The organism is Pseudoalteromonas sp. Cn5-37 (assembly GCF_021532495.1).
GTDB classification, from domain to species: domain Bacteria; phylum Pseudomonadota; class Gammaproteobacteria; order Enterobacterales; family Alteromonadaceae; genus Pseudoalteromonas; species Pseudoalteromonas simplex.
On record NZ_JAKGBA010000004.1, the window covers coordinates 242,626 to 249,409 of the forward strand.

At 40.0% G+C, this 6,784-nt stretch carries 7 protein-coding genes and 1 pseudogene; 4 read left to right on the forward strand and 4 right to left on the reverse strand.

From position 1 onward, the window contains the following. Position 1: 1 nt before the first annotated feature. Positions 2–811, reverse strand: coding sequence for a septum site-determining protein MinD (minD, locus tag L1266_RS08900; RefSeq protein ID WP_054552048.1), 810 nt, complete (start codon positions 809–811; stop codon positions 2–4). Between the two features lie 5 nt (positions 812–816). Beyond that, complete coding sequence (gene minC / locus L1266_RS08905) at positions 817–1,521, reverse strand: septum site-determining protein MinC (protein WP_054552049.1); 705 nt, start codon at positions 1,519–1,521, stop codon at positions 817–819. Between the two features lie 156 nt (positions 1,522–1,677). Here minC and L1266_RS08910 point away from each other — a divergent pair, with 156 nt between their 5' ends. Together L1266_RS08910 and L1266_RS08915 are read left to right on the forward strand one after the other, a co-directional pair. Further along, positions 1,678–1,959, forward strand: a complete 282-nt coding sequence (locus L1266_RS08910) for a YcgL domain-containing protein (protein ID WP_054552050.1) — start codon at positions 1,678–1,680, stop codon at positions 1,957–1,959. After that, positions 1,952–2,977, forward strand: a complete 1,026-nt coding sequence (locus tag L1266_RS08915; protein WP_235377345.1) for a lytic murein transglycosylase — start codon at positions 1,952–1,954, stop codon at positions 2,975–2,977. Before L1266_RS08910 ends, L1266_RS08915 begins: the two co-directional genes overlap by 8 nt. Before the next feature lie 215 nt (positions 2,978–3,192). Here L1266_RS08915 and L1266_RS08920 read toward each other — a convergent pair whose 3' ends face one another. Both L1266_RS08920 and L1266_RS08925 read right to left on the reverse strand, forming a co-directional pair. Then, the gene (locus L1266_RS08920) at positions 3,193–3,606 is read right to left on the reverse strand and encodes a hypothetical protein (RefSeq protein ID WP_235377346.1); all 414 of its coding nucleotides are present in this window, start codon (positions 3,604–3,606) and stop codon (positions 3,193–3,195) included. Positions 3,607–3,838: 232 nt separating this feature from the next. Next, positions 3,839–4,396 carry a GbsR/MarR family transcriptional regulator gene (locus tag L1266_RS08925; RefSeq protein ID WP_187490940.1) on the reverse strand — a complete coding sequence of 186 codons (558 nt, stop codon included), beginning with the start codon at positions 4,394–4,396 and terminating at the stop codon, positions 3,839–3,841. Positions 4,397–4,646: 250 nt separating this feature from the next. Here L1266_RS08925 and adhP point away from each other — a divergent pair. Together adhP and L1266_RS08935 are read left to right on the forward strand one after the other, a co-directional pair. Beyond that, a pseudogene (gene adhP, locus L1266_RS08930) lies at positions 4,647–5,656 on the forward strand (alcohol dehydrogenase AdhP). A 452-nt stretch (positions 5,657–6,108) separates the two neighbouring features. Next, positions 6,109–6,784: tyrosine-type recombinase/integrase (locus L1266_RS08935; RefSeq protein ID WP_235377347.1), on the forward strand; the 676-nt coding region annotated here is incomplete at its 3' end.

A 6,784-nucleotide genomic window follows, 5' to 3' on the forward strand; every position in this document is an offset into this window, starting at 1 on the left:
ATTAACCTCCAAAAATCCGTTTAAATAAGCCTTTTTTCTCTACGTCTAAGAAACGAAAATCAACAGTTTCGCCTAATAAACGATTGATTGCATCTGTGTATGCTTGGCCTGCATCCGATTCACCATCAAGGATAACCGGTTGACCAGAGTTCGATGCACTAAGTACAGCTTGTGATTCAGGAATAACGCCCAGTAGTTTAATCGCTAAGATTTCTTGTACGTCTTCTACAGAAAGCATTTCGCCTTTTTCAACACGCTCAGGATTATAGCGAGTTAATAGTAGATGTTCTTTTACGCTTTCAAGGCCTTCTTCAGCACGTTTTGATTTGCTGTGTAAAATGCCAAGAATACGGTCAGAGTCACGTACTGATGATACTTCTGGGTTCGTTGTTACAATCGCTTCATCAGCGAAGTACATTGCCATCATTGCACCAGCTTCTATACCCGCTGGAGAATCACACACAATGTAATCAAAATCTTTTTTCAGCTCGTTTAGTACGCGCTCAACACCGTCACGGGTTAGGGCGTCTTTATCACGGGTTTGTGAGGCAGGTAAAATATGTAGCTTATCAACGCGCTTATCTTTAATAAGTGCTTGATTTAGGTTAGCTTCGCCATTGATTACGTTTACGAAATCATAAACAACACGGCGTTCACAACCCATGATAAGGTCAAGATTACGTAGACCAATATCAAAGTCGATAATAACGGTTTTAAAGCCTTTAAGCGCTAAACCTGTGCCAATCGCAGCACTCGATGTGGTTTTACCAACACCACCTTTACCAGAAGTAACGACAATCACTTTTGCCATGAGATTTATCCTTTAACCAAAGCTGAAATTTCTAATGAATCATTTTTTTGTTGGATTTGTACTGCGCTGCCCCAGTGTTCACCTTGTAGAGAGTCGCTGATCCAATAACTACCATTAATCGAAACAAGTTCTGCTTCTAATTTTTGGCAAAATATATTTGCTTCGTTGTAACCTTTAGCCCCTGCAATTGCACGGCCGCGAAGGGTGCCATAAATGTGCACGTTGCCATCGCTAATCACTTCGGCGCCATGACTTACAGCACCAATTACGATTAGGTCGCGGTCTTTTGCATACACTTGCTGGCCCGAACGTACAGTGCCATGAATAACTTGCGCAGGCAGGTGAACGGTTTTTTCAACGATAGATGTATTTGTTTGTTGTTTAGCGGTTGCACCCTTAACGTCTTGTGAATAATTTAACACCGACAGGCCCGCAGCTTTTGCGCTTTCGTTTTGCTCTTGAGAGCCATTACAAACCCCAACAGGGTTTAACGAAAGGCCGCTTAACATTGATTTTAAGAAAGAGAAATCAAGCGCTTCATCTTGTACGTCGCTTAAGTTGATTACGATAGGCGCACCGGCAAAGAACTTAGGTGCTTGGGCGATTTTCTCATCTAACTGCTTACTTAAAAGGGCTGTATCTGCTGAAAATAAATGTAAAACAGATAACGTAAAAAGGTTCCCTTTTAATTCAAAAATTTGTTCCGACATACACGCTCAATTGAATTGTCTGGATTAGCATTATTTAAGTATAAACACAGGCTGAACAAGGCATATACATTAAAAATCTAATCTATTTTTTCTAACTTATTATATCACTCATGTTATAGTGTGCGCCTTCGTTAAGCAAGATATTATAGGGCCATAATGCTAACTGCGGTGTATAAAAGTATTAAAAAAGCGGATACATACCTTTTTGTAGAAAAAAGAGATGATTTCTCACGCGTACCTGAACCATTACTAGAAACGTTTGGTCAACCTAAGTACGTGATGATGATTAATCTAGCAAGCCGTGAAAAGTTAGGTGTGGCAGACTTAGACGCGGTTAAGCAAGCGTTAATTGACCAAGGGTTCTACTTGCAATTACCTCCGCCGGAAGAAAATCTGTTAACCCAATTTAAAAAAGACAAGGGAGTTGAGAGTGATTAAAAAACTTGCCGTCATTTTACTCAGTGCTTCACTAAGTACTTCAGTATTGGCAGAACAAAAGACACAAGCTGATTTTGACGTTTACGTTGCAGCATTAAAAAAAGAAGCACTTGAAAAAGGCTATGATGAAGCCTTAGTTGATCAAGCACTTGCAACAGCTAAATTCAAAAAGAAAGTGATCTCAGCTGATAAAAACCAGCCAGAAGTAAAAGAAACCCTCGAAACTTATTTACCAAAACGTGTGCCGCAATGGAAAATTGACCGCGCGCGTAAGCTATACAAAGAAAATCAAGAGGTTCTTGAAAAAGTAGCCAAAGAATACGGCGTACAAGCACGTTTTATTGTGGCACTCTGGGGCCTTGAAAGTAACTTTGGTAAAATCCAAGGTGGTCACAGTGTCATTGCATCATTAGTTACACTTGCTTTTGATGGTCGCCGCGAAACCATGTACAAAAACCAACTTTGGGCAGCACTTGATATCTTAAAAGAGGGTCACATTACCCTAGATAAGTTCAAAGGCTCTTGGGCTGGTGCAATGGGGCAAACGCAGTTTATGCCAACTTCATTTAACGCTTACGCTGTTGATTACAACGGTGATGGCCGCAAAGACATTTGGACCACAGAAGAAGACGCCTTTGCTTCAATTGCTAACTACCTTAAGCAAGCAGGTTGGAACGATGATTTAACCTGGGGCCGCCAAGTTAAACTACCTGAAGGCTTTGATAACGCAAATATTCTTAAGCGTGGCACTAAAACACGCAGTCAATGGTTAGAGTATTGGAAAGATTCAGAGCGCAGCCTTGCTGATTGGCAAGCAATCGGTGTACGTAAAATGGATGGTAATGACCTACCAAACGTTGATGTTACCGCCGCAATGGTAATGCCAGATGACGTAAACGGCCGTATGTATCTAGCCTACGATAACTACAAAGCACTTATGCACTGGAATCGCTCGTATTACTTTGCAACCAGTGTTGGTTACTTATCAGATCGCATCGGTTACCCAGCGATTAAGTAATTAGATACTAGAGCCTAGGTAACTAGGTACTAGGGGATTTGCATAAAGCGCGAGTTTATCTCGCGCTTTTTATGTTAAATATTACTACTGCAAAAGATCTCTAAGTGAATTACTCACAAAGAGGCCAAGAGACGCTGCGCTTAAGAGGAAAAATACAAAATTATTAATCTATACTTGCTAACTTTACTCTTGTAACTTTCCCTTCGATACAATTTTTAAACCTTTACCTTGAGTGCTTGTTGCAGTGCATCAACGTTTTTACAGCCAAGGTATATGTTTTTTCTGTCAGCTAAAGTTATTTTAATAGCTTGACCAACTGACGCATTGTATAACCAGCCATCACTTAGCATACGAATGCCAATTCCTTGATACCACTTTGTTTTGTAAGCTGAGGTTTCTACAATCTGAGATAATTCAACATCTTTGCTAATAATCCCAAACCCAAAATACCAACGTAGCTTTTGCTCATCTATTACGATTGTGAGCGAAAAGAACAGCAAAGTAACAAGCAGGTTTATCGATAATATAATTATTTTGAGGTCAGCCAGTTCAGGCGAGAAAATTAAAAAGGCACTAATTACTAATAAAATAATAATTAACGAGTAATTTATTTCTGTCTCTTTATACATAGCTTAAAATCCATTTAAGTCAGAACGTAAATAAACGCTTAATTATTAGTATAGCAAAGGCAAGAGTAGTTATGACTATCCATTCAAAACGCGCTAAAGCACGGCCTACAAGAGAGCGCGCGAAACAAGTTTCACGCCTACGGTGAGTCCCGTAGGAACGGCTTCAGCCGTGAACCTCAAATATTCGGCGTTGAAACGCCTCCTACAAACTTTCCCCTAGCAACTCGCTAACTTAATCCCCTTTCCCTGGTTTTTTCAAAATCTTATCTTTAAAATCAAGCACTTTACCAATGCCAGAGCCTAGTTTCATTAGGCTTTGAAGTTGTTCAGGGCTTAAGCGTTGTAGCTCTGCAGACCATTTAGTTACAGTTTCGAGCAGGTCATGAATTTCTTGCATTTGCTGCTGAGCAAAGCGTTCATCATCATTGTGGGCTTCTTCTAAAATGTTATCGCGAAGAAGGCTAAGGGTAGGGTCTATCTCGCGCTTTTTACGCTCTTCGAATACGCGGTTGGCCATATCCCAAATGCTGCCAGCAGGGCCGTAGTATTCTTTACGGTCACCGGGAATATGATGCACTTTAATTAAGCGCCAAGACTGTAGCTCTTTAATACCCATACTTACGTTTCCGCGCGAGATACTTAAGGTATCGGCAATTTCATTGGCGGTCATTGGCTCTTTAGTAATGGTTAATAATCCACACATTTGACCAATGGTGCGGTTAAAGCCCCAACGGCTACCCATTTCACCGCAGTGCATAACAAAAGCTAAGTTTTTTTCAGATAGGCTCATAATTTTTAGTATTCAAAAATTTCAGAAATTAAATGCTAGCACGCTCGGGGTATAACTAAAAGAAATAGCCACTATGCAATCTGCTACTACTAAAGTGTAGATACGCCATTATTTGAATTTAAGTTATTGAATTTAAAGTGTAGTTTAATTAAATGCCGCAGTGATTAGCTATTTGATGTGGATCAATAATAGTGACAGTTAATAAGTTTATCGTATAGGCTGAAATCCAATAATACCATGGAGGAACGTTATGAAAGCTGCAGTAAATAAAGAGTACAAAGGTAAATTAACAATCGAAGATATCCCATGCCCTGAGGTGGGAATTAACGATGTGCTAGTTAAAATTGCCGCGTGTGGAGTGTGTCACACAGATTTACATGCTTGTCATGGAGATTGGCCGGCAAACCTAAAATGCCATTAGTACCGGGCCATGAAGGGGTAGGTACTATCGAAAAAGTAGGCGCAAACATTAAACACTTATCAATGGGAGATCGTGTTGGTGTTCCTTGGTTATACAGCGCCTGTGGTCATTGTGAGTTTTGTTTAGAAGGTAAAGAAACTTTATGCCTTGAGCAGCACAACACAGGTTATTCAGTCGATGGTGGTTATGCCGAGTACTGTGTAGCCCATGGTGATTACGTGGTTAAAATTCCTGAAGGATTAGGCTTTGCAGAAGCCGCACCACTATTTTGTGCGGGGGTTACAACCTATAAAGCGCTTAAAGTGACTGATGCCAAAGCGGGCGACTGGGTTGCAATTGTTGGTGTTGGAGGCCTCGGGCACTTAGCGGTGCAATACGCAAAAGCAATGGGCTTTAATGTAATTGCCGTTGATACCGGCGAGAGCAAGTTGGCACTAGCCAAAGAGCTTGGCGCAGACATCACCATAGACTTTATGAAGCAAGTGCCTTCAGAAAACATTTTTGAACAAGTGGGCGGGGCACATGGTGTTGTGTGTACTGCTGTTTCAAAACCCGGTTTTGAGCAAGCTTATAAAAGCGTGCGCCGTGGCGGTAAATGTGTACTTGTAGGTTTACCACCTGAAGATATGCCATTGCCAATTTTCGATACAGTATTAAATGGGGTGTCTGTTGTAGGCTCAATTGTTGGTACCCGTAAAGACTTACAAGAATGCCTAGACTTTGCTGCTAAAGGTAAAGTTAAAGCCATTATTGAAGAAAAACGCCTCGAAGATATCAACGATATATTTGACGACATGCTAAAAGGCGATATCACAGGCCGAATAGTGATGACGCTTTAAGCTGAGTTTATTATTAAGTACTGTCAGGTTTGTTGAGTAATCAATTGAATCTGACAGTTTTTTGTATGCTGAAAGTAGTGTATTGTAACTCGTTATTGCCCTAGATGAGTCAACGTAATTACTCTATAGGCCTGCTTTGAGCGGACATTGATTATTTTCTTTAATACATTTTCTATATTCAGAATTTACAACTTCACCTATATTCAGAAAAATGAGCAATTAGCGCATATTTGTCGTCAAACCACTTTGCCAATATAAAAATATTTTGTTATAGCAGAAGGTTAGCTAATTTGATAAAAATGTAGTAATGATAAAAGTGAGTAGTTGTGTAGTAGAAATATGCGCTATTTGCGCACTATTAAATTGTTGAACTAAGCCGCTACGCGGAGATCCTATTCTTATAATTTGAGCCACACTTACCTTGGGGTTATCCCATAACTTGGAGGTAAGTCATGAATACACTCATTGAACAAGTCAAAACTGAAATAGCCTATCGTGGTTATTCGCAAAGTACATGTAAAAGCTACTGTGAACATTTACTAAAACTCAGTCATTATTTTAATAAACCGCTCGATTCGATTACTGATGAGGAACTTAACGCCTTTTTTAACGATCCTGCGATTCGTAAACTTTCTAGAGCAAGCCAAAAAATACAGATAAACAGTATTTGGTTCTTGTTTAAGAATATTTTACATCGGCCACTTAACTTAGATATTGTACTGCCAAAAGTAAAACTTCGCGCACCCACGTATTTATCGCGCGATGACATGCGACGGCTTATAGAAAGTTGCACCGATATGCGCTTAAAAACATTGATTATGGTGTGCTATGGGTGTGGCTTACGTATTAATGAACTGCTACGCATTAAAGTGCAAGATATCGATGGACAGCGTAAAACTATTTTAATTGAACAAGGTAAAGGGGATAAATCACGCTATGTGGTTGTATCAGATAGCGTGCTGGCTCAATTACGTTGTTATTGGAAAATGTATCACCCAACAGGTTGGATGTTCTATTCACGGTTATTAATGGATAAACCTATGTCAGCATCAACCTTCAGGAAGCCATTGAGAAAACATGCACAAGCGTGTGGCTTAAAGCACTGTAATCCACATACTTTACGCCATG